This window comes from Chryseobacterium sp. HR92 (genome assembly GCF_045689405.1).
Taxonomy (GTDB): domain Bacteria; phylum Bacteroidota; class Bacteroidia; order Flavobacteriales; family Weeksellaceae; genus Chryseobacterium; species Chryseobacterium viscerum_A.
The window spans coordinates 1,840,982-1,865,832 of the sequence record NZ_CP139139.1 but is presented as its reverse complement, the minus strand read 5'-3'; the positions used below and the strand labels follow the sequence as shown (position 1 = coordinate 1,865,832).

At 35.9% G+C, this 24,851-nt stretch carries 24 protein-coding genes; 2 read left to right on the top strand and 22 right to left on the bottom strand.

Annotated features, from left to right (window positions below):
- Positions 1-30: 30 nt before the first annotated feature.
- From SFA27_RS08285 to SFA27_RS08190, 20 genes are all read right to left on the bottom strand, one after another.
- Positions 31-381 (bottom strand): ArsC/Spx/MgsR family protein, encoded by a 351-nt coding sequence (locus tag SFA27_RS08285; protein WP_407297596.1) that lies wholly within the window; start codon positions 379-381, stop codon positions 31-33.
- Positions 382-469: 88 nt separating this feature from the next.
- Positions 470-1,084 (bottom strand): deoxynucleoside kinase, encoded by a 615-nt coding sequence (locus tag SFA27_RS08280; protein WP_002977952.1) that lies wholly within the window; start codon positions 1,082-1,084, stop codon positions 470-472.
- A gap of 27 nt (positions 1,085-1,111) precedes the next feature.
- On the bottom strand, positions 1,112-2,074 hold the full coding sequence (locus SFA27_RS08275) for a hypothetical protein (protein ID WP_407297594.1): 963 nt from the start codon (positions 2,072-2,074) through the stop codon (positions 1,112-1,114).
- Between the two features lie 93 nt (positions 2,075-2,167).
- Positions 2,168-3,190: a glutaminyl-peptide cyclotransferase gene (locus SFA27_RS08270; RefSeq protein ID WP_047378058.1), complete on the bottom strand. Its 1,023-nt coding sequence runs from the start codon at positions 3,188-3,190 to the stop codon at positions 2,168-2,170.
- A gap of 35 nt (positions 3,191-3,225) precedes the next feature.
- Positions 3,226-3,609: a VOC family protein gene (locus SFA27_RS08265; protein ID WP_407297592.1), complete on the bottom strand. Its 384-nt coding sequence runs from the start codon at positions 3,607-3,609 to the stop codon at positions 3,226-3,228.
- Positions 3,606-4,112, bottom strand: coding sequence for a GNAT family N-acetyltransferase (locus SFA27_RS08260; RefSeq protein ID WP_407297590.1), 507 nt, complete (start codon positions 4,110-4,112; stop codon positions 3,606-3,608). Before SFA27_RS08260 ends, SFA27_RS08265 begins: the two co-directional genes overlap by 4 nt.
- A 3-nt stretch (positions 4,113-4,115) precedes the next feature.
- Positions 4,116-4,541 carry an SRPBCC family protein gene (locus tag SFA27_RS08255; protein WP_407297588.1) on the bottom strand — a complete coding sequence of 142 codons (426 nt, stop codon included), beginning with the start codon at positions 4,539-4,541 and terminating at the stop codon, positions 4,116-4,118.
- Positions 4,542-4,681: 140 nt separating this feature from the next.
- On the bottom strand, positions 4,682-6,295 hold the full coding sequence (locus SFA27_RS08250) for a Na+/H+ antiporter (protein WP_047378062.1): 1,614 nt from the start codon (positions 6,293-6,295) through the stop codon (positions 4,682-4,684).
- Positions 6,296-6,417: 122 nt separating this feature from the next.
- Entirely contained in the window at positions 6,418-7,422 is a 1,005-nt protein-coding gene (locus SFA27_RS08245; protein ID WP_407297586.1) for a bestrophin family protein, read from the bottom strand.
- A 76-nt stretch (positions 7,423-7,498) separates the two neighbouring features.
- Positions 7,499-8,176 (bottom strand): DUF2490 domain-containing protein, encoded by a 678-nt coding sequence (locus SFA27_RS08240; protein WP_407297584.1) that lies wholly within the window; start codon positions 8,174-8,176, stop codon positions 7,499-7,501.
- A 131-nt stretch (positions 8,177-8,307) separates the two neighbouring features.
- Positions 8,308-8,703, bottom strand: a complete 396-nt coding sequence (locus SFA27_RS08235; RefSeq protein WP_407297582.1) for a DUF1398 domain-containing protein — start codon at positions 8,701-8,703, stop codon at positions 8,308-8,310.
- 166 nt (positions 8,704-8,869) lie between these two features.
- Entirely contained in the window at positions 8,870-9,319 is a 450-nt protein-coding gene (locus SFA27_RS08230; protein WP_047378064.1) for a VOC family protein, read from the bottom strand.
- A gap of 37 nt (positions 9,320-9,356) precedes the next feature.
- Positions 9,357-9,902 (bottom strand): SRPBCC family protein, encoded by a 546-nt coding sequence (locus tag SFA27_RS08225; RefSeq protein ID WP_407297580.1) that lies wholly within the window; start codon positions 9,900-9,902, stop codon positions 9,357-9,359.
- Between the two features lie 15 nt (positions 9,903-9,917).
- Positions 9,918-10,289: a VOC family protein gene (locus tag SFA27_RS08220; protein ID WP_047378065.1), complete on the bottom strand. Its 372-nt coding sequence runs from the start codon at positions 10,287-10,289 to the stop codon at positions 9,918-9,920.
- A complete protein-coding gene (locus SFA27_RS08215) occupies positions 10,286-10,690 on the bottom strand; it encodes a hypothetical protein (RefSeq protein ID WP_407297577.1) in 405 nt (134 codons plus the stop codon). The genes SFA27_RS08220 and SFA27_RS08215 overlap by 4 nt, the downstream gene beginning before the upstream one ends.
- Positions 10,691-10,692: 2 nt before the next feature.
- Complete coding sequence (locus tag SFA27_RS08210; protein ID WP_407297575.1) at positions 10,693-11,163, bottom strand: hypothetical protein; 471 nt, start codon at positions 11,161-11,163, stop codon at positions 10,693-10,695.
- Between the two features lie 10 nt (positions 11,164-11,173).
- Entirely contained in the window at positions 11,174-11,629 is a 456-nt protein-coding gene (locus tag SFA27_RS08205) for a DUF1569 domain-containing protein (protein ID WP_047378067.1), read from the bottom strand.
- Between the two features lie 428 nt (positions 11,630-12,057).
- Positions 12,058-13,263 (bottom strand): ABC transporter permease, encoded by a 1,206-nt coding sequence (locus tag SFA27_RS08200; protein WP_407297573.1) that lies wholly within the window; start codon positions 13,261-13,263, stop codon positions 12,058-12,060.
- Positions 13,264-13,324: 61 nt separating this feature from the next.
- Complete coding sequence (locus SFA27_RS08195; RefSeq protein ID WP_264517552.1) at positions 13,325-14,281, bottom strand: HlyD family secretion protein; 957 nt, start codon at positions 14,279-14,281, stop codon at positions 13,325-13,327.
- Between the two features lie 11 nt (positions 14,282-14,292).
- Positions 14,293-15,711: a TolC family protein gene (locus SFA27_RS08190; protein ID WP_047378070.1), complete on the bottom strand. Its 1,419-nt coding sequence runs from the start codon at positions 15,709-15,711 to the stop codon at positions 14,293-14,295.
- A gap of 392 nt (positions 15,712-16,103) precedes the next feature.
- Between SFA27_RS08190 and SFA27_RS08185 the strand changes: the two genes are divergently transcribed.
- Complete coding sequence (locus tag SFA27_RS08185; RefSeq protein WP_407297570.1) at positions 16,104-17,372, top strand: hypothetical protein; 1,269 nt, start codon at positions 16,104-16,106, stop codon at positions 17,370-17,372.
- A gap of 160 nt (positions 17,373-17,532) precedes the next feature.
- Here SFA27_RS08185 and SFA27_RS08180 read toward each other — a convergent pair whose 3' ends face one another.
- Complete coding sequence (locus tag SFA27_RS08180; protein WP_047378072.1) at positions 17,533-18,021, bottom strand: ecotin; 489 nt, start codon at positions 18,019-18,021, stop codon at positions 17,533-17,535.
- Positions 18,022-18,170: 149 nt separating this feature from the next.
- Positions 18,171-24,077: an alpha-2-macroglobulin family protein gene (locus tag SFA27_RS08175; protein WP_407297568.1), complete on the bottom strand. Its 5,907-nt coding sequence runs from the start codon at positions 24,075-24,077 to the stop codon at positions 18,171-18,173.
- 18 nt (positions 24,078-24,095) lie between these two features.
- Between SFA27_RS08175 and SFA27_RS08170 the strand changes: the two genes are divergently transcribed.
- Positions 24,096-24,851, top strand: a complete 756-nt coding sequence (locus SFA27_RS08170) for a hypothetical protein (RefSeq protein ID WP_407297566.1) — start codon at positions 24,096-24,098, stop codon at positions 24,849-24,851.

The window sequence follows — 24,851 nt, the reverse complement described above, 5'->3', positions numbered from 1 at the left end:
TACAGAACGGATTTTTTATTGATGTATTTATTATTTTTCAATAAAGAATTTTACATTTTCAATTGGCCTTCCCAACATGGCAACTGAGCCTTTTACCAGGATTGGCCTTTGTATCAGAGATGGATTTTCAGAGAGAATCTTCAGCCATTCTTCTTCTGAATAATTTTTATCTGCATAGTTTTCAATATACAGCTTATCTGTTTTGCGGATGATATGAAAAACACTTTGGTTAAGCTTTTTCAATACGGTTCTGATTTCAAAAATACTTAGCGGATCTTCAATGATATTAATGATCTCAAAAGGCACTCCATTTTCGTCAAGATACTCGAGTACGGCATTTGACTTTGAACAGTTTCCGTTATGTAAAACTTTAACTACCATGATATAATTATTCAAAAAAAATTAATTCTCTTCAACAAATTTAGGAAGAATTCAACTGAGTCTGTCTTAATATTCTGATAAAAGTATGTTAAAACAATCCGTGAAGTTCTGCTTCAATTTTCTCCAGAATAAATCCGAAATCTTCCGGTTTTTCTACAAAATCAAGATCATCCACTTCTACAATCAGAAGTTTTCCTTCTGTATAATTGGAAATCCATTTTTCATATTTCTGGTTCAGCTTTGAAAGGTATTCAATACTGATAGAGGCTTCATATTCACGTCCTCTTTTATAGATTTTTTTAACCAGATTGGGAACATCAGATTTCAGATAGATCAGTAAATCCGGAGCTGATACAAAAGACTTCATCAGATCAAAAACCGAGGAGTAATTATTGAAATCTCTGTCTGAAAGAAGATTCATATCATTTAAATTTTCCGCAAAAATATGGGCATCTTCGTAAATAGTACGATCCTGAATAATGTTTTTACCACTTTCTCTGATCTCCTTTACCTGACGGAACCTGCTTCCCAGAAAATAAACCTGCAATGCGAAACTCCACTTACTCATATCTGAATAAAAATCTTCCAGATAAGGATTATGATCTACGTCTTCAAATTGTGCATCCCATCCGTAATGCTTGGAAAGCATCGTTGTCAAAGTTGTTTTTCCTGCTCCGATGTTTCCTGTAACTGCAATATGCATAATATTCTTTTTCCTTGTATTTACTGATTAGTTGATAAGTTTTTCGATTGCTTCAGTCTGAACTTTAGAAGTATCTTCAATCAATTTCTGTAAGGTATTGTCTGAAGGCTTCTCTACTGTATCCTCATTAGGTTTTTCTTCAGTCTTTTCTACTGGTTTTTCTGTAGACTGCTGCAGAGACTCCGGCTGAGCTTCGAGCTGTTTTTGCTGTTTGGCTTTCTTTACTTTTTCAAGGCTGTAAAGATAGAGTTTGTTCCCTTTGATTGCAAAATAAGAGAGGATGTTTTTATCCACAATTTGTGCTTCCTGATCTTCAAAAATGGTAGTCATTCCTTTTTCCGGAACATATTGTGAAATGAAATTACCGGCAACAACAAGGATTGCATCATTCTCTCTTCTAAAGCGTTTTCCGTTTTCTAAAGGGGCTTCAAAAAGTTTTTCAAATTTCAGGCTGTAAATCCTGATATGTTTTCTTGTTAAAATATAGACCTTATTTTCATAGATCAGCATATCCATCATATCTTCAAAACTGATATCAAAAGGATATGAGTTAATCGTGGTATCATTTCTGAAATTGTACTGTATCAACCGTTTTGTACTGTCATCCAAAAGCCACAGCTGCTGCAGATCTTCGGCATAGGCCATTCTGATGAAACCAAATTTCTGCTTAAAATCAAGCTTTTGAATTTCATTCATATTCTGATCTACAAACTTCATTTCCTGAGCGTTTTCAGAGAATAAAGGTACATTCAGGGGATTTTGTACGTTCTGTACTTTATAGGGAACAGTAAGCATCATTTTTCCAATCTGCTTTCCTAAAGAATCATATTTGGTAAAACTAAAATCTTTGTTTTTATAGATATACAGATTTCCGTAGTCATCGGCAAGCATATCTTTAGCTTCCTTCAATTTTAAAGTATCTAAAGGAATGATATTCTGCGCAGAAAATGTGCAGAAAGCAAAAGTCAATATCAGATATAGTAATCTCAAAATTCTTTTTTACTAAAGATAGCGTTCCTCATGGAACGCTACCAATTTACATACTTTATTTTATTCAGATAGAAATTGTTATTAAACTTTTTCTTATTTAATTACAACTTCATAAATTTTCGGCCAGTTCTTTCCTGTTACCAGCATATTATCGCCTTTGAAAGCAATTCCGTTCAATACATCATCACTTCCTTTCGTGTTCTGTTTGGCAATTTCCGTGAAATCAAAAGTTCCCACTACTTCACCATTGGCTGGATTAATTTTTAAAATAATAGGTTTCTGCCATACATTGGCATAGATAAATCCGTTATGGTATTCCAGCTCGTTCAATTGATCATAAGCCTGAGCACTACCGGCAACAGCGATATATTTAATCAGTTTTGAGGGGTTATTGACATCAAGGAAATATAAAAGTTTACTTCCGTCAGAAGCAATCAGGTTTTTGCCGTCATACGTCAGTCCCCAGCCTTCACCCAACACATTGGGATAAGCAAATTCTGAAAGCAGTTTCAAAGAGCTTTTATCATAGACATACCCCTTTTTGCTCTGCCATGTCAGCTGATATACTTTATCCCCTACAATGGTACTTCCTTCAGAGAAGTCTTCCTTGGCCTGTTTGGTAGAAGCAAGCGGAGTTGTAGTTCCCAATGTATATTTTAGAATCTGGGAAGATCCGTTCTGACCGTCACTTTCATAAATGGTATTTCCTTCCACCTGGAAACCCTGTACAAAGTTTTTAGGATCGTGGGGATATTCTGCTACAATCTGGTAGGGAATATTTTTTTCAGGATTTTTTGCAAATACATTGATGGTTGCATCCTGATTCAGTACTTCTCCTCCTTTTGTTTTAACGTTGAATGTAACAGCATTATCACCTAATGTAAAAAATTTAGGATCAACGGTTAAATCTGTTGTTTCTTTATCTCCGAAGCTGATGGTTACACTTTCTGCATTCTCCGTTACCTCTTTCGGAAGCTCAAGCTTATCTCCAAAATGGTATCCTTTCGCCTCCATTGAATTATTATAAGTGTTCAGTGTATCAAGAATTTCTTTATTCTTGTTACAAGATGCCAGTAATAAAATCGCTGCGAAACCCGCTATTATATTTTTTTTCATTGAATTTCTAAATATTTCCCCAAAAATAGCAAATTTTATTCCGTATTGCCAATATTATCTATGGGTTCACCAAATTGTAGTATATAACCGTTGTTGTCATAGATCGCAAATTCCCTCATTCCCCACTCAAAAGATTCAATCTCATAGCAGACTTTGGCCTTTGTTTTAAGGTCTTCCCAAAGCTCATCCACCTTATTTACATTAAAATACAATGAACCGGAAAAACCGATTGAAGTATTTTTTTCATGTTGGTTAGGCTGAGAAAGCATGATGTATATTTCATCTTTACGAAGCGAGGCCCATTGCCAATCATCATTCCTGTCCATTAGGGTAAATCCGAGAATATGCATATAAAACCCTATGGTCTCATCAAAATTTTCTGTCCAGAGAATAGGACGAAGTGCAGTAAACTGTATCATGACTCCTGTAATTCAAAGGTATTTTTATGGATTTTCATATTAAGGGAAGTCCAGGTTTCTGTATCAATCTTCGCTTCACTCTTCACTTCAGGATCAAAGGCAAAACCTACTTTCCGGTAACATTCAATAGCTCCGGTATTCCAGTCATAAACGTTCAATTCTGCAGTTTCTTTATCAAAATGAGTGAAACCATATTTCAGAAGTTCCTGCATTACTTTTTTACCATAGCCTTTTCCTCTGTTCTTTTCATCCCAGATCAGAATTCTGCCCAGCAGAAATGTCTTTTCTTTTAAAAAAATCTGAGCATGGCCAATAGTAGTTCCATTGTGATCCGTAATCGAAAACAAGGTTCTGTTTTCATCAGACAAATCGGTTTCCAGCTGTTCTGCTGTAAGCGGAAAACGATATACGGGTCCGGCAAACTGAAGAAGCATTCTTTCATCTTCTATTTTTGAAATCAACAAAGGTGCATCTTGAATGGTAAAGGGTTTTAATGTAATCATGGTCTACTTTTCTACATATTCTTTTAAACTTTGTCCTAAAATAGTATTCCAGCCTTGGGTAAAATTATCTCTTGAAAAACCTTCTCCTAAGTCTTTGAAGTTTTCAATTCCTTCATGAGTAAGTTTTACAAGAGTCTGTCCGTCCTCGGGAAATAATTCCCAGGTTACAACGGTTTTTAACGCTGAAAAATCAGGATATGACCATGTGTGTTTTAGTTTTTGATTGGGTATTATTTCTAAAATTTCACCCTGATGATGGTATTTATTTTCCCCTCCAGGTTCGTAGAAATTAAATTCTTTTCCTATTTCTAATGCAAAATCCCGGATATCAAAATACCAGGATTTCATTTCATTTTTATCGGTCAATGATTTCCAGATGGTTTCAGCCGGAGCATTTATTTTGTACTGAACAGTGATTGGTGTGCTCATATGATTGGTTTAGCATGTTTAAATTTAAACATTTTGTCTGAGATATTTTAACTACAAAAGTCACAAAAGAATTTAGACTAAGATGAGCCTGCATCTGTAAAAACTTTTGTGACTTTTGTGGTTTATTTTTAAAATTTTAATTATCCATGTGAAAATCCGGTGATCTTCGCTTCATCAAAATCCAGCTGCATTTCAATGGTTCTCATCACATGGTCGTCAAATATCTTTTCTCTTTTCATTCTGTGCAGCTCGTTTCTTTGTGCCTGAATGATCTGGCGCAATACATCTTTGTTTTCATTGATTGCCGATACATAGTCTCCTGTAGAGGCCATACACTGGGCTTTGTCTGCCATCAGCATCATTTCATTTTCCAGCTTATGTTTCTGATGACGTACCAAGCTGTTTGTAACTGCCAGTTCAGAAAAGTCATTATCCAGTTTGTGTAACGCTGTTTCTTTTAATTTTCGCATCAGGATCACTTCCTGTTTTTCTTCCGGCAATTCACTTCCTGCGTCCTGAATATTCAATAATTTCAGGATCGGACTCAGCAATAATCCTTGCCCAACCAGCGTAATCAATATAATAACGAAAGTTACAAATAAAATGATATTTCTGTGTGGAAATGCCTCTCCGTTTGGTAAAAATGCAGGAATTGATAATGCCGCAGCCAGTGAAACAACTCCTCTCATAGCCGCAAAACTGATGATAAATGGTTCCCGCCAATCCGGTTTCGGAACTTTTAACCTTAATTCTTTAGAGCAGACTCTTGGGAAATACATCAACGCATAGCTGTACAGAATTCTTGTACCGATGATAGCTCCACCAATTACTACACTGTAGAAAATACCTTCTGAAATAGTGTATTCTTTCATTCCTTCCACTACGATAGGAAGTTCAAGGCCTATCAGAATGAAAATAATTGTATTCATCAGGAATATCAAGACACTCCATACGTTCCCGGACTGTATCCTTGAGGTATGACTCAGATAACAATGCGAATTGTACGACATCAGCAAACCTCCGGCCACTACTGCCAGTACTCCCGAAAAATGGAAATGCTCTGCTCCCACATACATAATGTACGGTACAATAAGGGTAATAATGGTATCGATATTAGAATTGGTAGGAATAATTCTAAGCAATGCACCAAATAAAAAGCCTACCGCCACTCCCACAGCAATTCCTCCGATAGCCATCGTAAAGAAATCCTGAACAGCATCTCTCCAGATAAACTGTCCTGAAATAACCGCTGCAAGGGCAAACTTAAACACAATTAAACTGGATGCATCATTGATAAGACTCTCCCCTTCCAGAATATTGGTGATTTTTTTAGGAATTTTCATATGCTTCAGCACCGAAGTGGCCGCTACAGCATCCGGTGGAGAATTGACACCTCCCAGCAGGAACCCCATTGCTACTGTAAGCCCCGGAATAATTGAAGAAGAAAGATAAGCCACAACGATGGATGTTAAAAACACCAATCCAAAAGCCATCGAAAAAATCTGTTTTCTCCATTTATGAAAGTCCTGCCATGAAGTAAACCAGGCGGCTTCAAACAAAATAGGCGGCAGGAAAATAAGGAAAACAAGATCAGGTTCTATTTCTATACGTGGCATTCCCGGCACAAAGCTTATGAGCAATCCTGCAATCACAAGAAAAATCGGGTAAGCGACTTTTAATTTCTGGCCGATCATTACCAATATCATCACAGACAGCAGTACTGCAATGGATATTATAACATAGCTGTGAATCATTTTAAGTAAGTTTTTTTAAGTGTTATTTTTTATTTAAAAATCATATCCAAACCTATAAGGTTTCATTTATACTCTAAGTCTAAATCCTTTTTGCTTTACAATTCTACTGATAGATCATAGAATTAAAGCACAATATTATTCTTTGGAGTAATGGCTGGCGGAAGATCAGATTCATCCAGCATATCTCTCATATCAATTTCTATAGTACGGCTGATCTGAGTGATTGGAACATCATTGGGACTTCCCTCAAATGGATTTACAGAAGCCTCCCCTACACTATCTAAGGTATGAAAACACCAGGTCACCAGTAAAGAAAATGGAATATTAAACCATAATGTCCACCCTTCTACTATGGTTCCGTCTCCTAATTTATCAAGCTCTTTCAGTAATCCGAAAGGCACGAAAACAATGAATAAAAGCAAAAGATAAGTCGTGATTGAAGAGAAGTTTCTTGGATACGGAAAGTTTTTAATTCTTTCAGCTTTTCCCTGATTATCTGTAAACTTTACCAATTGCTGATTGATTTGTGTCCATTGAAAATCATTGAGATCTCCTTTTTCATAGGCTTCAGACAGCGCTTTGCTCTGTTTTGCCATCAATTGCGTTGCTCTGTTTTTTTTGCTTAAAATATACTGAAGCTCAGGTTCAGAAAGGTATTTTTTCAATTCTTCATCCAGCTTGGAAAGTCTCTCCGGAATATCATACTTTTTAGCATATTCATCAAACTGATCTGTCCCCATGTTTTCCCATGCTCTTGGTTCACGTAGCTGAAATCTCAGAGCCGTAAGCCATGCATAATGACGAAGAAACATTTCTTTTACCTTACCTGAATCTTTGGAAAGCAGCGCATCCCTCAGAATATATCCAAAGCTACGGCTGTCATTGATAATGGCTCCATAGATCTGCCTTGCTTCCCAGAGTCTGCTGTAGCTGGCATTATTTTTAAATCCAACAATAAAGGCTACAGCTGTTCCCATAATAGCAATCGGCTGCCACGGAACTGAGAGAAATTTCCAGCCCAGAAAGTACAGAACTGTAGGAATAGCTGATAATACAACCAGAGCATAAATACTGCGTCTGGTCCAGATAATGAACTCACGGGCTCCAAATCTTTTTCCTGAATGCATAGGTGTTTATTTTTTGTGTTTATTATTGTTATTTTCCAAATAATGGCTTTCATCAAGCATTCAGCATCGGTTACGATCAGTTTTTGGTAAATGGAATATTATTATAAAAACCAATCTGAATCTGCCCGCGGTTTCTGTTCTCCTGAATCTGGTTCATATAACCTGCTTCAATCCTCATATTTTTATTAATGACATATCCTAAAGCTCCATAGACTCTGTTTCTGTCGAAAACCGGACTGTCGAAGTGCAGAAATATCTCGTTATATACGGATGCATAAAGGGTTTTTGGCAACATCTCTTTTTGAGTAATCGGAATATTTACCCCCAGCATATAGCGAAACCTCATCCTGAAATCATCTTCCAGAAAACGTTCTTCCAAACGGTAACGGTGCTGAAGATAAAAACGTCCAAATTTCTGCTTGGTAATATACTGCTGGAAAATTCTATGTTCTATATTTTCTTTTTTCTCTCCGTTTACATAAGGCTGACTCAGAATAAAACCATATCCTAATAAAACATTGTTATTATTTTCTGTAAGATCATATCCAATTCCTGTACGGATAAGTAATTGTTCCAGATCTCCAACCGCATCAAAATTACGGTACTGAATTTCATTATGCCAGTTCAGCTTCTTACTGATTTTATTATTTCCAAAATACATATACCATACTCCCAGATCATTTTTTTGAGCAAATGTCAATATGGACCCAAAACCTAATACTGTGAATGCCAACTTCGTAAAAACCTTTCTCATGCTTACTAATTACTATTATCTATCGTTTTTAACAAAATTAATAATTTAAATCAATAATAGCAAATACTATTTCACAACATGATTTACAGAAAACCGAATGCAAAAATTTCTATCCGACATTTTCTATAAGATTATTCTGGAACCTTTTCTATCAGTACATTAGTTTCATTTCGGTCAAAATAAGTACAGGTCATTGCATGAAGATCCATCTTCCAGCCATTGACGCCGTTTTCTGCACAGTCATTACAGAAAGTCATATAATCTGTTCCTCCCTGCTGGTGAAGTTTAAGCCTCAGTTTAAAGTTTTCAAGATTTAATTTTCCTGAAACAGTAAGTAGACGATACTTGCTTCCCGTCTTGACAGATTGATTTTCCTGATTAAAATATTCTGTATTTCCGTCAGAGACGTATGTTGTGTAATGAGAAACTCCTAACTTTTTTATAGTCTGAATATAGGCAGGAAAATCAGCTCCGCTTTTCACTTTCTGATGCTCGGTTTTAATATCCTCAATTGTAAATTTCATCATTTTATATTTTTTGTGTTAAATGTAAAATCTTCTATCATTTTATTATTCTGATATACTCTTTCCATCAAATTTAAAAATTTTTGGGATGCAAATGGATATCAAATAAAAAACCGGCAATGCAATTGCCGGTAAGTTCTAACTATATTTTAAATACAAAATATTAATTTTATGGATGCTGCTGCATCTTAGCAGGGTCATCATAGTTTACCATCCAGTTGATCCCGAATTTATCACTAAACATTCCGAAATAAGCTCCCCAGAAAGTATCTGCCATTGGCATTGTTACCTGCCCTCCTGCAGAAAGACCACCGAATAATTTATCAGCTTCTTCTTTAGATTCTGCATTTACAGAAATAGAGAAATTGTTCCCTGCTTTGAAATTGGAAGACCACTCTCCTCCTGTATCGCTTCCCATCAATATTGTTTCTTTAGAGATCGGAAGTGAAACATGCATGATTTTGTTTTTGTCTTCTTCAGGAGTTTCTTTTCCTTCCATTGGAGGCATTTCTCCAAATGTTCCGATGTAAGGGTATTCTCCTCCGAAAACAGATTTATAGAAATCAAATGCTTCTTTGCAATTTCCATTGAATGTCAGGTAAACGTTTACTGTTGCCATAATTGTTTTGTTTTTTTAAGTTTAGTTTGTATTTTTATTAAGGTTTTTCAGATAGAGCTTTTAATCTTGAAAGTCCTTTCTGATAGTCTTTTCCGATAGCATCTTCCATGTTCATAAATAGTTTCATCAAAGTAAACGGATAAGGAATCTGTGATGTAAATCCCCATGTTGCTTTGCTTCCGTTTCCTTCCGGAACTACCGTTACATAAGCGTTTGCTTCACTTTCATATGGAGTAAGAAATTGGATTTCCGTATCAATTCTTTTACCTGCTTCATCTACTTTTTTCAATTCCTGACAACCTTTTCCTGCATTTTCATTTTTACTGTCCCAGCAAACTTTTTCTCCTGGCTGCCCCGTTGTGCCTGTCCAATCTTTTTTCATATTAGGATCAAGGTCATTCCATGGGCTCCATTGATCCATTGCTTTAAGGGTATTGGTATTTTGCCATACTTTTTCTACCGGTGCATTAATAGAAATTGTTTTTTCATATTTGCAATCTCCTGAAACAAAAGCCGCCACCACTAACAAAATGATTAGTAATGCAACTAAGAATAGTATAATTCTTTTAAATATTCTCATCATGAATGCTTTTAATTATTATCTGTGCTGATCTATAAGAATCATATTTCCATCGGGATCTTTCAGGTAAATATGTTCAGGTCCTGAAGTTGTTTCATCAGCTTCTTTTCCGATTTCGACTCCACTTTCTTTTAATCTTTTCTGAATTTCACGTACATCTTCAAAAGATTCAAGGTTCTGTGCATTTTCGTCCCATCCCGGATTGAAAGTAAGCATATTTCCGTCAAACATTGCCTGAAAAAGTCCTATCAGTGTAGACCCGTTTTTCATGATCAGGTAGTTACTTTCTGTAGTTCCTGCCATGGTTGTAAAGCCAAGTTTCTCATAAAAGTCCCTGGATTTCTGAAGGTCTTTTACACTTAAGCTGATTGAAAATGCTCCTAATTTCATATTTTCTTTGTTTTTAAAGCGAGTTTATGTCCTATGAAAACCAATCCCCAAACGAAGATTCCTAAAATCCAGAACCACATTGGAGTAGGTAAAGATGCCATCATGTAAATGGTCATCAGTAAAAAAATGCTTCCACAGATTACAGCTGCTATAGATTTTCCGTTATTAGAAATTTTTGAGGCTGTAAATCCGGAAACAATCGCTGCTAAGGCATAAGCCAGAATGATAAAAAAAAGTGCCATAAAAGGAGCATCATTAATATACACCTGCAGAGCCTTCATATCTCCGGCAGCAGCGGCTGCCGGAGGAGGATACAGATAATGTCCTATTTTTTCTACCACTGTAATGCAGATGGAACCCACAATAATTCCAACCACCACAGCTAATATTCTTCTCAGCATGATTATTGGTTTTTTAAATGGGTCTTAAATTCTAGGGTTCCGTCATAGCTTTTCCAGTCTCCTATAAGTTCAATATATTGCCCTTCAATTTTTTCTGTTTTCTTATTCCACTTAAAATTATAGACAAATCTTCCCTTAAAAAGCCCCGAATGTTTTCCTTTATTCTCTTCTGCCAACTCATATTCTCCAAACACGGTTCCCTGTTTTCTGGAATCTTTATATTTTGAAATGGTAATTTTACCTTCAAATTTTGTGTAGTTGGTATCCACAAGAGAATATCCTGAAACAAAATATTCCTGATCATTCTTTTTATTCTGTTCAGAAATATTGATCTTAAGTTTCAGTTCCTGGCCTTTGTTTCCGATAGTTCCCAGATAAGGTTTACTGTTGTTCAGCCACGTATTTGAAATATCCGGCATCTGCCCCAATACAAAATTGGCCGCCAGAAGGAAGAGTAATAAAAGTTTTTTCATGCAGTGAGTTTTAAACGCCAAATTGTGACAGATGGTGGTTCAGGTGTTTAGCAAACATATTGTTCCACTCCTGAGCTTTTAGTTTTCCGAAAGAAAAAGATTCTTTCCCATCAAAAGCTTCTGCCCCCAATTGCTGTGTCTTTTGAATAAAACCAATCAGTCTTGTTTTTTCTTCGTGAAAGTTTTTTCTGGTTGTCACCAAAAACTGTGGGGCCGTAGGAGAATCTCTTGGATATGCTTTTTCTCCCACTACTTTAGGTTTCACAAAGGTTTTTAATATAAATTTTGCAATAGATCCCGGTTTTTTATGTTTTTCCGGCTCATAAATCATTTCATAGGTGATACAACAGTGTGCCAGCATCTGATCTACCGTCATTTTCCCCCATAAACCATGGGTATCTTCTACCAATTTATTTATCCTATCAATATAATTTTGAGCATCTTTTGCATCAAATACATTTTCCATATAATTTCTATTTTACTATGGACAAATATATCAGTTTTTTTGTTTGATTTTATCGTTGGGTGAAAAAATTGAGTGTTGTTGGTTGCGGGATTCGGGGTGCGAGGTTACGAGTTGATAGTTGGTCTGTTGCTGGTTGCTGGTTTGTGATTAAGTGCAGGGATAAAGGTTGAGGTTACATGGGGTAAGTTACGGGATGCGGGATTATGGGGTGTGGGTGCTAGTTTCAAGGGTGCAGGATTTCGGGGTGTAAGAATCTGGAGTTTGGGTGGTGCGGATTGTTTTGTTTTTTGACTTATTTCTTGATGTTATTATTTTGAATTGTTTAATGTAAAGACTAATAACCACTGAACTCATACAAGCCATAATCAATACCTAATCAACTAGAAACCAACAACAAATTAACTAGAAACAAGCAACCAGCAACCAAACTACTCAATCTCCTCAGAAGCATTCTCAACCGCAATTTCCTGTGGCACGGCTTTTCTGAAAATAAACCAAAGTTTGATCTTTAAAGCAATCCAGCCTATAACAGCGTATACTACTAAAAGAATACTTAAATGTTTCAGGTAAGGGAATGTAAGTTCTACGGAACCTTTCTGAATCAATAAGATTTTGAAGGCCTGTAAAAAGGGAGTTAATGGGATAATATTTGCGATAAACTGAACAAAAGCAGGCATCGCACTCAATGGCCATGTAAAACCACTGATGATGAAGGCCGGAGAAGCAATAACCATAAGGATCTGTGTAGCTTTCAACGCATCAGGAATCAGAATGCTGATGAATACTCCCAAAAATGAAACTGATCCTACAAAAACTGCTGTCAGAAGAATAAAGTTGAGTATTCCTTCCGGCATTGGGACCCTAAAAATCATATGCATAAAGTAATAAATACCTACAATGAGAATAGAAAACACCCAGATAGGAATGACTTTAATAAGCATGGTTGGGAAGGCCCATTTTTTCATTTTGAGGTATTCTTTCACAAAAGATCCTCTTTCAAATTCAGCAGCAAAACTTACCGCCATTGCCAACAAGATTACTTGTTGTAATACTACCGCCAGCATCGCCGGCCACATGAAGATCAGATAGTTTCCGGTAGTATTGAAAAGTGTAATGTAATTGGCTTTGAAAGGTTCATATTGGGTAGCGGCCTTTGCTGCCGGCATTCCTGCTTTCTGAAGTGCTTTGATAGATGCTCCGGCAGAGAATGTTCCTATGGTGAGCTGAAGTGCTTTAGAAGCAAAATTTGCCGTTAAGACATTCCCTGTATTGATGTAAACATTCAGTTCGGGATATTTTTTCTGAAGCATATCTCCTTCAAATCTTGAGGGAATAATTACTACAGCCGCCGCTTCATGCCTGATCACCTCATCTTTGATGCTCAGAGGTTCCTGCAGATATCTGATAATCTTGATGCTTTTATTATCATCCAGCATTTCCGTCAATTGGTTAGACAAAGGAGTATTATCTCTGTCCACTACCAATACGGGAGTATTTTCAACTTTTCCACTTTTGTAGACAAACCCCAGCAAGGTTGCATAAAACACCGGTGCCAAAAAGAACACTGTTCTTAAGGTAGAATTGCCGATAAAAAGTTTGAACTCACGTTTTAAAAGACGGAAAAATTCTTTCATCTGTATATTTTTATGTGTTGAAGAATGAAATTCAATAGAAGCTTCATCCGTTCTTTTTTATTTATTTCAGGATGACATTGGCATTGACTAAAATACTTTTAGCTTTGTTCATGTCTTTAGGTTTTACTTTGATCTCATAAATAGCATCCTGCAACTGGTAATCAGGGTAAGCCGTTGTAATGTCTGCATACTTTGTAAGCTGTTTGATGTATACAATATTTCCTGTCAAGTTTTCTTTGTTATAAACTACCTGCATGGTCACCTCCTGCCCTTTTTTGTATTTTGAAATCGCACTTTCCGGGATGGTAAATCTGAAATAAGTACTTTCCGGAATATATCCGTTGAACAGAGCGAAACCAGCTGTTGCAAGTTCTCCAGTGTTTAAGCTGATGGTTTCTATTTCCATATCGTTGGTGGCAATGATATATCTTTCGGAGTATGCCACGTTAGCTTCCTGTAAAGCTCCTTTGGCCTGTGAAGCCTGCCCTGCCGCCATTTCTATTTTTTCAAAACGGGTTCCTCTGTTTACATCATCCAGTTCAGCCACTACAGCATCATATTGTGCTTTTGCGCCTTGTAGTTTTGCATAGATTTCGTCATGAGCCTGTGGAGACATTAAGCTGTCACGGAACATATTATTTGCTCTTTTGTAAGATTTCTGAGCAAATTCATATTGTTCTTTGAGCCCTTTATATTTGGCCTGAAGCTGTCTCAGCTGATCGGCTGTAGCTCCGTTTTTGGCCATTTGTTCCTGAGCTGAAGCTGCACTTACTGCTCCTTGTGCCTGTGCAATTTTTGCGGAAACCTCCGGTACATCAAGCTGAGCCAAAGTATCTCCTTTTTTCACAGTTTGCCCTTCGGAAACATATATTTTTAAAATTCTTCCGGTAACTTTTGGGGCAAAAGAGATCACATCTTTTTTAGTCTTTCCTTCAGGATCTTTGATTTTTTCATTTTTTTTGTCACAGCTCCCCAACAAAAACAGAGCAGCGAAGAGTATAGATATATTTTTATGCATCATTTAAATTTTTAAGGGATTAAATAAAATTTGGTGATATCCAGTTCCTGGGTAGACCTCATCAGTTCTATTCCCGCTCTTCTCTGGTTGAAAATGGCATTCTGATATTCAAGTTCTGAAGCTTCAAGATCGTTTTCGGCATCAATAAGCTGTGAAGATTTGCTCATTCCGTATCTGAATTCTTTTTCTGCCTGTACAAGTGCATTTTTTGCCAGTTCTTTTTCTTTGGCTTTTAAGGTAATCTGTGCGGACGCAATATCATAATTGGTTTGATTATTCGCCAGATTCAATGTCAGTTTTTTCAAAGCGTCTTCTTTCTGGTTCTGTAGTACTTCTTTTCCTACTTTAGCTGTTTCTTCAGCATGCTTTCCTTCTTTACCGTCAAAAATCTCCCATTTAAAACCTACTCCTGCCGTAATCAATGGAAATACGTTGATATTATTAGGTCGCCAGTCCAGTTTTTTTCCTTCATATCCAAGTATTGGAACTGCAGGAATGATATTTTCCGAGGACTTGATTCTATTTCCGTACAGACCAATATAGTAAGCGGAAGCCATCAATTGTACTTTAGGAATCATCCATGTTCTTTCAGCCTTTATTTTATAGTCTGCTGCACTTATACCATGTTCCAGTGCACGAATTTCAGCTCTCTGTTCTATTCCTTTTTCTGCAGCCAGCAATTCTACAGGAGATAATATGGGATCAATCATTCTGAGCCTTTCTCTGTCAATTCCTGTTAAAATATAAAGCTGGGTAAGAAGCAGTTCTTTCTTCCCTTCATATTCTACCATTTTGGCATTTAAAGTAGCTTGAGCCAGTTCGATTTTCTTATGATCGTAAGGCGTAATCAAACCGTAACCGAGCGCTTTATCTGCTGTTTTTCTATTGATATCAAGTCTTTTTTTACTTTCATCCAGCACTTTTTTAGACTGATGAATCAAGGCCAGCTGATCATACGCTCTGGAAATACCGGCTATAACTTCATCTTTTGTTTTCTCCAGCAGAATATCTTCAGATTTCTTCTTTTCTTCAACAGCTTTCTTCATGTACTTCACCTTACCTCCTGAATACAGAAGCATTTTGGCATCTGCCTTGGCAATACCTGAAAATCCTGATACATTGAAGTTATTGTTAAAAGCTCCTTCCGGAATATTGATAAAGGGAGCGAGATTGATTTCCGGTGACGTAAGTCTTGCTGTTCCGTTAAGATAGCCGGCTTTACCACTCAATTCCAGGGTAGGAAGAAAGATATCTTTCAGCTTGTGTTCGTCAAGATCGGTAAGCTTGTTTTGGGTAACCTGCATTTTGAGGTTCGAGTCCCGAACCATAGCACTATCCAGAAGTTCTTTAAAATCCGGCGCAGACTGTGCCCAGCCAAAAGCGGGGAAAGCAAAAAAACTAAACGTAAAAATCAATAAATTGTTTTTCATGGTTTATGTTTATAACAAATATAATGCAAAAAAAAGTAAAATCATTAAAGATAATTCTACAATATGGTGAATTTAAAGTAAGTTTAAAATGTGTTTAAGTTTAAAGCCTTATAAAATAAAGTTTTGGCCGATGCGTTTAAATGTTAATTAAAAACTAAAAAATGTTGAAAAAATATTTAACTCTACTTTTAGCATTGAACCTTTAGTGTATTTTTATGAGGAAATAAAGGGATAGAAGTATATTCAATTGAAAAAATATCCATGACTTTTATTCTGATTTTGATTTGAGAGTTGGATTCTTCGGAATAAAAAACTGAATAAACTTTTAGAAATAACAAAAACAGTGCTTCATCTTAAATTCACACCAACCTATTTAATAAAAAAATTATCTTTTGAAACACATTCTCACCATATTCTTCTTTTTACTATACATCTTTTCAACTGCACAAGATCAGAATATCTGCAAGTGTGAAGCTTTAGAAAAAGCCAAAGACAGTTCAAGAAAAACCTATTCTTACAATTATAAAATAACAAGAAAACAAGCACTTACTCCTCCTTTTAAATTCATATCTATCCAATATTTAAAAAGGTTTTCAAGATCTGAAAACATAATAGATTCTTTAGAAATGAAAATGGCTTCTGCAGAAAGCAAAGTCGCATCGGACAGTCTATTGGGATATTATAAAGTAAGAGACTCCATTAAAAAAATAGAATTTGCAAAACAATATGGAGACATTCCCTTGCCTTTAATTGTTAAGATAGGCAAGCTTAATAACACTATTGCTATCCTTTATCAGACAGAGTCTTTTTTTAATGCGAAATACTATCTAAGAATTTCTATGGACAATGGAGAAACCTGGAAGAATTATTATACTGGCATGGAAAAGAATAATAATTATTTTTTTAAAAAAAATTCTCAATTCCCATTGTGGAAAGATAGTCGCCACCTACAGATTGAAGCAGATATTGTGAGAATGACCAGACCATTAACCTTCCCAAGTGGTGAATCTGAATATGAGACATTAAGAAACAATGCGCTAGTAGTTATTAATATTGATGAGATCATAAAAGATTCTGACGGAGACGGGCTTAATGATCTTGAAGAAAAAATGGAATTTTTTACCGATCCTTTGTCAAAAGACACCGACAACGATGGAGTTTCTGATCCTGAGGATAATAATCCAAAATACAAAACGATAGACAATGATTTTACAAAAGCATTATTAGCCGCTTTATACGGGGAATATGATCTTGTTGATAATCCTGATCCGTTAACCATTGAGTTTATTGTGAATTTAAAAACATTTAAAGAAGATTTTGCTTCACAGAGAAAAAGGTATAATTCTTCTTCAAATAACACTAAAAAGAGTTTCCTTGATATGCTACAATATCATGTTATGGTAACGAATGATGAAAATCTAAGAAGAACAGATACTTTAGGTGAAAAGATAATTTTTCTTACCTCAAAAGAGTTTTCAAAATATGCCCAACAAAGTTTTAGCAATCTATACGTTCCTGTTTACAGCAACCTTTTCAAATGTGATGATAAAAAAGACACTTATATTTTAATCCATAATGGGGTTTCCAGAGGTGAAACTTATGTTATAACAAGAATTCCTGAAGGCTGGAATATTAAGGTAATTAATCAGTGGATAACATAATAAAATTGACTCTATTTTTTTTTATTCTATTCTGAATTTAGAATCTGGATTCCAACGAAATGACAAACGCCATATTTAATACCATCTACTACTATAGATAATAAACGAAAACTCCCCACATCGCTGTGAGGAGTTTTCTGTATAATTATAATAAGCTGATTTATCTTTGAACTGCTTTTTTCAAGCCAGCATCAGGACGTAAAATTCTGTAACGAACTTCGATATCTTTCGGTACATAGAACACCAATGGAAGTTTACTGTTGTATCTTACCGTTTCAGGCTTTAAGGTAACAAACTTTTTAGTCAGTTTTTTATCCATGCAGCCCATCAGGGTTCCGGCAGTCTCACCTTTAGATTCTACCTCATAATAGTTGTATCCCCATCCCTGAAGATCCTGAGTTTTCATTTCCCCCATCAGGAAATAGTTGTTACAATCTAACATTTTTTCAGCACCTACAAAAAGTTCAACTTTTAAATCGTTTTCGTTTTTTGCTACGGGAAGCTGAATATATACTTGCTTATATCCTTCTTTTGCTTTGGGGAACATTTCAATCTGTAGTTTTTCAAACTTTTCTGCCTTCTTTTGTGCGAAAGCATTTACTCCAGCCATTAATACTAATCCTGTGATTAAAGTTTTAGAAAATTTCATCTTTTAATAATTTTTTTAATTGCTATTATACTAATTCCAAAAACCATTCCAAAATTAAACAATCGTTTGATTTTTCGATTTAATTCTATTTTCATTGAAAGCCCAGAAACAAAAAACTGCAGTAATTTTTACTGCAGTCTTTTTATAAGTTACTCTGAAATTGCGACATTACTTCCTTTTGTATGTGCATTCATCTGTGGTGCGTAATAATTCTGCATCGTTGTAATTCCGTTGGAGAATTTTCCTGATGCATTGGCAACCACATCATATTCAAAAACATATTTTCCTTTTGGCATGTACTGAATATAGAAGTTGGTAGAAGCATCTTTGGTTGACTGATAATACCCAAGATTATTTTTCCATTGATATCCGGATAATACATCTACAGGTTCAAATCCTGCCGCACGCATATCTTTAATATGGATAAACTCCATGGCTCTGTCTGTATTCAGAATCATTCTTACCGTTACTTTATCTCCTACTTTCAACGGGGTTTCAGAAGAGATTTTCTGAAGTTCTTCTCCGTTTACGGTTTTCACTTTTTTATAGAGTTCTTTCGTCACGGAAATATAACTTTCGGAAGATTTGATTTTATCGAGATCTTCGTAATACTGCCAGAACAATCCTCCCTGTACAATTCCAGGGCCAGGTTTTGTTACAGTTACAGTTGCTAAGTTTTTATCTACGGCGTCTGGTTTCAAAGTTGATTTCACATATCCTGTAGCTTGTGTCTGAGGAGCTAATTCTTTTCCTCCCCAAACGATAGCAGCTTTATCACTTTCTGCTCCTGTCCATGATTTTCCTGAATTTAAGATGGTAAAGATCACCTCAGCAGTTCCTCTTGAGCTTCCCCATGAGTTCACTTCCTTCTGAGTTACCAGCCAGATTTTCATGTCTTCAATAAAGCTTTGATCGTTAGATTTTAACTTATTGAATGCTTCCAATGCTCCAGCGTGGTTGACCACCTTTGAACCGAACCATCCCCAGTCATTAAGGTTTTGCTTCCAGTAAACACCTTGGGTTTTTGTATCTGTAGACGTTTCTTTAAGGTAAGTCATCAATTTATCAGATACATCTTTCAGACCGTAATCATTCATTAACAATGCTGCACGGTGAAGTCCGAAGAATGTGAAGTCTGTGATCTTTGCTGTTTTTGCTTTTTGTTTAACTAATGTTTTCAAGGTCGCACCTTTTCCTTTCAACGGATATTGTTTTTCCCAGTAATTTCTGGTATCCAGATAATCCATAGCCCAGTTATTCCAGACGTTGCCTTTCTTTACATCAAAATACTTGTTGATTTCATTATCTACATACTGAATCAACTTAGCTGTAATAGCATTCTGGTCGGCACTTTGATAGTCTTTCACATTGTCTTTTAACCAGGAATTGATTTTCCCTAAGTTTTTAAGGATATACAATGAGGTACCATAAGAGCTTGGATAACCAGAATACCAAGAGAATCCACCATCTGGATTTTGTAGTTTTTTGAACTCATCCCAATCCTGACTGATAGAATTTTTCATGGTATTAGCATCAAATAATAATGCCAGTTTCTGCATCTGCTCGCCTTCATTTTTGCTTTCCAATACCCAAGGGGTTTCTTCCAGCAGCAGTTGTTTCAACTCCTGATTTTTTTCAAGATTTGAATTCAATAATCCTTTGTTCTGATATTCTTCAAAAACCGTTTTCATTTTTGGATTGGCTTTGAATATTTCTGAAGCCAGTACATCTGCAAACCATTTATTGAAGATCACATCTGCAGAGTTATTCTGATCATTTTTCAGACTTGGAAGGGCAAACATAATCTCCCAGATCGGATTGGTTGTCAATTCTAACGTATTGGAAACATTAGAGGCTGTCGTGGATGCATTATTTTTAAGATTATCCAGTACAAATGTTTTGGTTTCTCCTTCTTTCACAAATACTGGAACGGCATCCGTCACCAGCATTCTGTTGGGCAATACAGCAATAGCCTGCTGCTCACCGTCAGAATATTGACCTGCTTTAGCAACTACTTTGAAAATAATAGAGGAAACATTGTCCGGAACTTTTAATTTCCATGTTAATGCACTGCTTCCGTTTTCATTTAAACTGAAGTTTTGAGTTCCTGACGTAAGTCCAAATTTTGAAGAAATATTCTCATTGGTAAAGGCATCCAGAATTTGTAATTCGGCAGAACCGTTCAGTTTTTTATCTGTAAGGTTAGATAACTTCGCCTGCAGATTCAGTTCATCTCCTTCTCTCAGGAATCTCGGATAGTTTGGAGTTACAGAGAATTCTTTTTGTGTTACCACTTCTTTTTCCAATGTAGCAGCTCTTGCATCCTGGGTGTGTGCCAGGAACATTAATTTCCATTTTGTCAGCGCTTCCGGAGAAGTGAATTCAAAGCTTACATTTCCTTCAACATCCGTTTTCAGATTAGGATAGAAGAATGCGGTTTCATTCAGGTTTTGGCGTACAGCTACTTTGTCCAGTTCTTTTGCTACATCATCATGATCTAAAACTCCGTCTGCATTAGATGCCATTACGTCTATCGCTGCATTATCCACAACTTCTTTTGCCACAGATGCTCTGGCAGTTTTAAATCTTGCTCCTGCAATTGGTGATGGTGGTAGCGCATAAGCTGGAGCTTTTACTCCTTCTCTATTTTGAAGCCCTGCAACTTCTCCCTGCAACGTGTAGAAAAGATCACCATCAAACCAGTTGAACTGTGGAACCTGTACATACTTATCTTCAAAATATCTTAGTCTTTTCTGATAGTTTTGCTGCTGTAGATAATTGTTGATCCCATATGAAGTAACGATCACAAATGGAGTGTACAATTTTCTCCAACTAAAGCTGTTTGCGGCAAACTGATCCAGAGACATATCATACATATTGGCCAATACCTCAGCATTGATCTTTTCCTTATCATTTCCAGTTACTTTTACCGTCCATTTTTCCTTTGCATTAGGCTCAAGTTTATCTCTGAAGGTTACTGTTTCAATTTTTAAAGGTTTTTCTGTGTCTTTTATTTTTAAAGAAACAGATTCTGTATTCACATCATTGAATGCTACCAGCTGAAACTGAAGGTTCAGGTCTGATACACTTTTATCTTTAGGAATTTCAGCAGTATATTCCAATATTCCTTTTTTCATCTGATGAACTTCTGAAATCGTTTTTCCGGATCCATCCTGTACAAAAACATTCACTAATGCATCAGGAATTGCTGAAAACACATACACTTTAGCCTTTTCTCCTCTTGACAATTCTTCTTTCGGAGCAATCACTGTAAGGAACGTTTTCTGAACCGGCTTTAAAGAGGTTTTATCCCAGACACTGAAATTCTGAGCTGTTTTTATAGTGTCTTTCCCTTCAATATTGAAAAGTTCCAGCTGGTAATCTCCTGCTTCCAGTTTTCCTAAATCAAGATTCGTTGAAAGCTGAGCATTGTCAGCAGATGGCTGCTGTTGTCTTTCAACCAATACTTTTTCTGTTTTCCAATTTTTGATCTCATCATTTTTATCGAAAAGATCATGTGGGAATTTGCTGATAAATTCTTCTTTTGAATATTTCGGTAGATTCTGAACATCAGACTTGAAATTATCTCTGAAAATTCTGTCCGGAGCAATCAGTTTTGATAACTTCACCTGATATGGTTTCTTAAGATTCTGATCATTATAGTTCTTGGTTTCTACCTTCACTTTCACATTGTCATCTGCAAAAGTATTGCTGATATTTTCTGCAAGGATGTAGTGAGAAACCGAAGCTACTTTCAATTGAGTATTTGCAGTCTGTGTTTCCCCATTGATGTCTGTCACAGAAGCATTGATGGCATAGTTATCAATTTGTATACCTTCCAGTTTTTCATCTTTTTGAAGTTCTAAACGGATCATAAACTCTCCTTTTTCATTGGTCTTTACTTCGCCCAGAATTGAGTTTTCATTATCATTGTCCTGCGGATACCAGCTAAAATATCTCCATCTGATATTCTGTTTTTTGATTTCGTAGTTAACGGTAGTATTGTTCAGCGGAACACCGGAAAACATTACTGCTTTTCCTTTCAGTTCTATAGTTTGTCCGTATTTATATTCCTCTTTTACCGGAGTAAAAGTGACTTCAAATTTTGGTCTTTTGTATTCTTCTACCCTGAAATTTTTATATCCCTGGCTTTCACCGTCTATTCTCAGATAAAAATTACCGTTCAGTTTTCCTTTTGGAAGGATAAAGCTTCCATGATAAGAGCCAAATTCATTGGTGGTAAAATCCTGTGAAGAAACCTCTTCACTATTCGTATTCAATAATGTGATTTTCTGTTTCAATCCTGAAAGAACAGATTCAACTTCTTTATTGATTCTGGTATTAATCACCTTGAAATACACTATCTGCCCCGGACGGTAAATCCCTCTGTCTATGAAGATCTGAGCAGTTGAACGGGTTTGTTTATTAGGATTATAATCGTCAGCATAGCCTCTGTTTCCATAGACCTGCATGATCTGGAAATCATTCGTCTTAGGCTGTTGAATCAGAAAAGTTCTGTAATAATCTTTGTTTTCAGAAGAAGGGAACATAAATACTCCATTTGCATTCGTTGCTCCTTCAATTTTAGTTAACGTTTTATTGGAAACAAATTCATAAAATCTAAGGCCTTCATTTCCTATAGGTTTACCATTTTCACTGTTAACCAATTTCAATTCATCTGCCAAAGGTTTTCGGTCTGTTTTAGATTGATAGATGATCCTGTTTCCAGAAACCAAAAAGTAAAAATTCTGTCTGGAGTCTGAATCTTTCATGTCAGCTCCTGCAACCGTAAATTCAGCTACATATACTCCTGAAGGAAGCGGTTTCACCTCCAATGTGGTTTTATGATTCTGATAATCCTTAGGATCCGGAAGCTGAAATGTTTCTTTTCTTACCAGATTTTTTTTCAGTTTTCCAAAGGTATTGGAATAAGAATCCTGAACGTATTGAAGCAATGGTGTAAAATCATCTTTCACTTCATAAATATTCAGGGTAAATTCTGATACATTCTGATATTGTGCAACAAAATGAATCGGCAGATTGTTCTGAGTCTGTGCTTCATATTTCAGAGTCAGATATGGATTGACAATCTGTGCTTCCTTGCTTTTGATATTTTCAATGAATGGAGATTTCGGGTATTCATTTTTAGCCTGGGCAGCCAATGCTATAGCTTCTTTAGGTTTCTTCTTGCCCACAAGCTCATCCATGATCTCTCCCATGATGACCACTTTATAATCTCCTTCTACATCAGATTTTAAAAGATTCTGAAGCTGTTCAAGTTTATCTTTACAATGATTGAAGTTGCAGTTCTCTGTAATCTTTTCTTTCATGAAATACAGCTTTGTATTTCCTGTATTCTGAGCAATCAGTTCATCATAAATGGCATTGATCGTAATGCGGTTTGCTGTCAGTTCATTTTTTGTGAAAATATTATTTTCAGATAAAAATACTACTTTCCTGATTGCGTACCAGTCAGACAATGTTGGAAAATAAGCGATATCCTCAGTACCTGAAAAAATATTCTTATACTTTTCCAGAGAGACTTTTTTCATTTCAGGTTTCTCCTGATCAAGTTCCTGAAAGCTTTTTGTTAAATAATTTTTAAAATCAAGCTTACTCCAGGTCTCAATTTGTGAAATATCCTGAGAGTTGATATTGGTTCTTCCGTTGACTTTCCATGAGTTCTGGTTGTAATAATCCATGAAAAAACCATTCAGTAAAACTTTGTATACCAATTTGCCTTCCCCACTCATTTTGCCTTCTGCATCTTTAAGCTTTTTAAAAAATTGGGAAGCGGAATCATTCTGGTCATCATCCACCGTTTGATTTACAATACTGAACTCCGCTTTCAGAGAACGGATCAGTTCAAAAGTATTATTTTCTTTCATAGCTTGTTTCTGTATGTCTAAAATGATGGGAAGATTAGATTTATAAGCTCCTTTCGTACTGTTTTCAGCCACTTTTTTCCATTGGGTATCGTAATATTTCTGTGCGGATACCATTGAAAAGCTTAGCATTACTAGCAAAAGCAGAAAAATCTTGGAAAATCTTTTCATATATATTAATTTTGATAAATGAACATCTTAAAAATACTGAAAAAAACTATCATAGACAGCCAATTTTATGTCTCTCTTATGGGAACTCTTTTTGCAGTATTTTTCATGAAAGAGCAAAACACATTCCGTTTCCCTACCTTTGCATTAATTTTCATCACTTATTTCAGTGGTTACCTGTATACTAAATACCAATACACCAAACATTTTTTTAAAATAGTAGTCATCAATGCTGTTGCAGGAATGGTCTGTGCTTTTTTAATCATTCACAACCACAATGAAATAAGGCTTTTGAAATGGTTCATTATTGTAGTATTGGGACTGCTTTACAATAGTTTCTTTCTCGATGTTTATATCCGGAAAATCCCACTACTCAAAGTTTTTTATGTTGGATTAGTCTGGGCCTTGGTCAATTGCTGGCTCACCCTTCCGGAATTCAGTATTCCCATTTTTCTGATCAGCTTTTTCTTTATCACTGCACTTGTGCTTCCTTTTGACATCCGGGATATGAATAATGATACGGTAAAAACCTTTCCTATGCTGATAGGTGTTCAGAATACCAAATACATTGCCTATGCACTTGTTTTCATAAGCAATATTATTGGAGTTTTTTGTCTTGAATTATCTTATGCCGCAGCTTTTTTTATGACCAGTATTGTAACTTATATTCTCATCTATTTCTCTGATAACAAAAGAGATGACAGCTATTTTTCATTCGGAGTGGAAACTTGTTCGGCACTTCCTTTTTTATTTTTACTAATAATGGAGTATTTTTGA

Bases quoted from the DNA above. Each gene is read 5' to 3' on its own strand.
- SFA27_RS08285 (WP_407297596.1), bottom strand. From the start codon at position 381: ATGGTAGTTAAAGTTTTACATAACGGAAACTGTTCAAAGTCAAATGCC.
- SFA27_RS08280 (WP_002977952.1), bottom strand. From the start codon at position 1,084: ATGCATATTGCAGTTACAGGAAACATCGGAGCAGGAAAAACAACTTTG.
- SFA27_RS08270 (WP_047378058.1), bottom strand. From the start codon at position 3,190: ATGAAAAAAAATATAATAGCGGGTTTCGCAGCGATTTTATTACTGGCA.
- SFA27_RS08265 (WP_407297592.1), bottom strand. From the start codon at position 3,609: ATGATACAGTTTACTGCACTTCGTCCTATTCTCTGGACAGAAAATTTT.
- SFA27_RS08260 (WP_407297590.1), bottom strand. From the start codon at position 4,112: ATGATTACATTAAAACCCTTTACCATTCAAGATGCACCTTTGTTGATT.
- SFA27_RS08255 (WP_407297588.1), bottom strand. From the start codon at position 4,541: ATGAGCACACCAATCACTGTTCAGTACAAAATAAATGCTCCGGCTGAA.
- SFA27_RS08250 (WP_047378062.1), bottom strand. From the start codon at position 6,295: ATGATTCACAGCTATGTTATAATATCCATTGCAGTACTGCTGTCTGTG.
- SFA27_RS08245 (WP_407297586.1), bottom strand. From the start codon at position 7,422: ATGCATTCAGGAAAAAGATTTGGAGCCCGTGAGTTCATTATCTGGACC.
- SFA27_RS08240 (WP_407297584.1), bottom strand. From the start codon at position 8,176: ATGAGAAAGGTTTTTACGAAGTTGGCATTCACAGTATTAGGTTTTGGG.
- SFA27_RS08235 (WP_407297582.1), bottom strand. From the start codon at position 8,703: ATGATGAAATTTACAATTGAGGATATTAAAACCGAGCATCAGAAAGTG.
- SFA27_RS08230 (WP_047378064.1), bottom strand. From the start codon at position 9,319: ATGGCAACAGTAAACGTTTACCTGACATTCAATGGAAATTGCAAAGAA.
- SFA27_RS08225 (WP_407297580.1), bottom strand. From the start codon at position 9,902: ATGATGAGAATATTTAAAAGAATTATACTATTCTTAGTTGCATTACTA.
- SFA27_RS08220 (WP_047378065.1), bottom strand. From the start codon at position 10,289: ATGAAATTAGGAGCATTTTCAATCAGCTTAAGTGTAAAAGACCTTCAG.
- SFA27_RS08215 (WP_407297577.1), bottom strand. From the start codon at position 10,690: ATGCTGAGAAGAATATTAGCTGTGGTGGTTGGAATTATTGTGGGTTCC.
- SFA27_RS08210 (WP_407297575.1), bottom strand. From the start codon at position 11,163: ATGAAAAAACTTTTATTACTCTTCCTTCTGGCGGCCAATTTTGTATTG.
- SFA27_RS08205 (WP_047378067.1), bottom strand. From the start codon at position 11,629: ATGGAAAATGTATTTGATGCAAAAGATGCTCAAAATTATATTGATAGG.
- SFA27_RS08200 (WP_407297573.1), bottom strand. From the start codon at position 13,263: ATGAAAGAATTTTTCCGTCTTTTAAAACGTGAGTTCAAACTTTTTATC.
- SFA27_RS08195 (WP_264517552.1), bottom strand. From the start codon at position 14,281: ATGCATAAAAATATATCTATACTCTTCGCTGCTCTGTTTTTGTTGGGG.
- SFA27_RS08190 (WP_047378070.1), bottom strand. From the start codon at position 15,711: ATGAAAAACAATTTATTGATTTTTACGTTTAGTTTTTTTGCTTTCCCC.
- SFA27_RS08180 (WP_047378072.1), bottom strand. From the start codon at position 18,021: ATGAAATTTTCTAAAACTTTAATCACAGGATTAGTATTAATGGCTGGA.
- SFA27_RS08175 (WP_407297568.1), bottom strand. From the start codon at position 24,077: ATGAAAAGATTTTCCAAGATTTTTCTGCTTTTGCTAGTAATGCTAAGC.
- SFA27_RS08170 (WP_407297566.1), top strand. From the start codon at position 24,096: ATGAACATCTTAAAAATACTGAAAAAAACTATCATAGACAGCCAATTT.